This window comes from Sulfurovum sp. bin170 (assembly GCF_010892395.1).
Classification (GTDB): domain Bacteria; phylum Campylobacterota; class Campylobacteria; order Campylobacterales; family Sulfurovaceae; genus UBA1140.
Map to the genome: position 1 here is coordinate 1 of NZ_JAACKB010000356.1, position 2,885 is coordinate 2,885.

2 protein-coding genes are annotated in these 2,885 nt (G+C 33.6%); one reads left to right on the forward strand and one right to left on the reverse strand.

What is annotated here, in order from left to right:
- Positions 1-22: 22 nt before the first annotated feature.
- Complete coding sequence (locus tag GSY74_RS08470; protein WP_164664672.1) at positions 23-1,234, reverse strand: AAA family ATPase; 1,212 nt, start codon at positions 1,232-1,234, stop codon at positions 23-25.
- A gap of 284 nt (positions 1,235-1,518) precedes the next feature.
- Between GSY74_RS08470 and nagA the strand changes: the two genes are divergently transcribed.
- Positions 1,519-2,885, forward strand: a 1,367-nt coding sequence (gene nagA, locus GSY74_RS08475; RefSeq protein ID WP_164664673.1) for an N-acetylglucosamine-6-phosphate deacetylase, incomplete at its 3' end; no start/stop codon positions are given.

The window sequence follows — 2,885 nt, forward strand, 5'->3', positions numbered from 1 at the left end:
TGCAATTTCTCATCACTATATTCTATAATCGCTCCATAGTTATAAAATCTGCCATAATTTTTTTGATTGTTTGATTTGGAATATAGACTTGAATACCTGCTCTATATTCTTTTATTGTAATAAATCCCAACGAAAATAGAAATGATATAAAATTTACTGACTTTTTTAATTCATACGCAGTAAAATACTCTTGTAGTATATCAAGAGTTATAGTTTCATTATTAATCAAACTATTAAGTATCTCAAAGTTTCCATTTAGCTTTTTGTCACTATAAACAAGGTATCTTAGTTTTGTATAGTCACTTCTTACATTTATATCTATCAGATTATTTGGCTCTTCAGCATTTCTGATTAATGACTTTAGATAATATAAAATCATATCAGTATTGTAAATCGTGTGAGATACTCTTTTGTTAAATCTATAGCTATCATACCACTCATCACATCTTTGGAATATCTGCTCTCTATATCTGTCCAGAGCATAATCATCTATCATCTTATCTAGTTCTGCTCGTGTAACTCCTACCATATCGTTGAAATCATACTCCAAAGAGAGACTTTCCCCGATATTACTACCACTTGTGACATCATACAGAGCCAAAGGGCTAACTCCTGTAAAAAACATCTTTTTAATCGCACTATCATTCCCGCTTGTGCCAACTTTGAGTATGGTAAAAAAATCTTTGTATAGAGCTTCATTTGTGCTTACAATATCTTTATAGCTCTCGGTATCATTTACTAGAAGCTTGTTTACAAAGCTATCATACTCATCTATTAGAATATAGAGAGATAGCCTATTTAGTGTAAAATATTGGAATAGATTATGTAATCTATTAATTGGATTTTCATCTCGAAAACTTCGTTCGATTTCATATTTTTCTAAAAATGAATCTATGGTATCAAGTAGATTCACTCTAAAACTATTTTGATAATCGGTAACATTTACCCCACTAAAATCAAATTTCATAATATAAAAACTACTCTTTAGTGGAGTAGGGTTTTTTAGTATATAGGTATCTTTGAATATCTCATTGAACTCATCTCTATAATAAATATCATAATAAGCCTCAAGCATTGAAATTAGAAGAGATTTACCAAAACGCCTTGGACGAAGAAAAAAGAGAAAATCACTACTATCTTCAATCTTTTGGATAAAATTGGTCTTGTCAATATAGTAGTATCCTTTTGTCTTTATATCCTTAAAATTACTTTTTCCATATGGTAACTTTTTCATCTTTTCTCTCTAATCTATAATTTCTCTTATTATAGCAAAAAAATATTTCTATTATTCACTTACAACCTCCACTCCAACTCACCAATATCTAACTTCCGATTCTCAAAAGGAGTTTGGATAGATTATTAGGTGTAATGCATAGAGAGGATGAAACAAAAAAATTCACAAATAAAAAATGAGACAGATATTAAAGTCTCATAAAGCAGTCAGTACAAAGGGCAATTTATCTATAATTCACTCATTACAACAGCTGAGGTGATTAATATGTTAGAGTTTATCTGTCCATGAAAGCCATTATAAACGCAAAAATTATAGACAATAAAAAGATAATAGAGGATAGTTATCTACTTTTTGACAAAAAAATAGTAGAGATAGCTAAAAAGCTACCCCCAAATATAGAGACTATAGATGCAAAAGGGGCATACTTAAGTGCAGGGTTTATAGATATTCACATTCACGGTTCAGCAGGTGCTGATGTTATGGATGCAACTCCAGAGGCTCTACAGACCATCTCCAAATCTATTTTGCAGACAGGAACTACCTCTTTTTTGGCAACAACCATGACCATGTCAAGTGGGGAGATAGAGGATGCTTTGGCTAATATTGAAAGATATGGAGATGAGGTAGAGGGGGCGAAGATATTGGGAACGCATCTCGAAGGTCCTTTTTTGAATCCTGCGAAGTGTGGAGCTCAAAATCCTCAATATATTCAATCTGCAAACTTTGAACTTATAGAGCAATATATAGATAGCATAAAGATGATAACTTTGGCTCCTGAGATGGAGGGTGCAGATGAGTTTATGGAGTATCTACAGATAAATTACCCAAATATTTTGCTTAGTATAGGTCATAGTGATGCCTCTTTTGAGGAGACAAAAGATAGTTTTGCAAAAGGGGTTTCTCACGCTACACATCTTTTTAATGCTATGAATCCTTTGCACCATAGAGAGCCAGGGATTGTTGGGGCTGTACTAGGCAGTGATGAGGTTAGCTGTGAGATTATTGCTGATAATATTCATATCCATCCATCATTTTATAATTTTTTGTTCAGACTTAAACAAGAACAGCTTATACTTGTGACCGATGCTATGAGGGCAGGGTGCATGAGGTGTGGGGAGTATAGTTTGGGTGGGCAAAATGTGATTGTCCAAGATGGAGAGGCTAGGTTAGAGAGTGGGCAGTTGGCAGGGTCTGTTTTGAAGCTCAATGAGGCGTTGAAGAATTTTTATGAGCATAGTGAAGTCTCTCTGCCTGAACTTGTGGATATGGTGACTCGAATACCTGCTAAAAAACTTGGGCTAGATATAGGGGAACTCAAAGAGGGGTATTGTGCTGATTTAGTTCTTTTTGATGATAAATTTAATATCTTAAAAGCGTTTGTTGATGGAGATTTAAGGTATAATGGTAAAAAGTTAAAAAAAGGAAAAATCATGAATAGAGGAATATCAATACATATAGGACTAAATTATCTGGACACAGAACACTACGGTAGCGAAGTGAGTCCATTAGGCACTTGTGAACAGGATGCAAAAGATATGCAGAGCATTGCAATATCCCAAAATTTTAAATCATCATTTATGCTTTTGAGTGAAAATGCAACTAGAGAAGCGGTTAAGTCTGCCATTGCATCTGCAAGTGAAGAGTTAACTAA

Bases quoted from the DNA above. Each gene is read 5' to 3' on its own strand.
- GSY74_RS08470 (WP_164664672.1), bottom strand. From the start codon at position 1,234: ATGAAAAAGTTACCATATGGAAAAAGTAATTTTAAGGATATAAAGACA.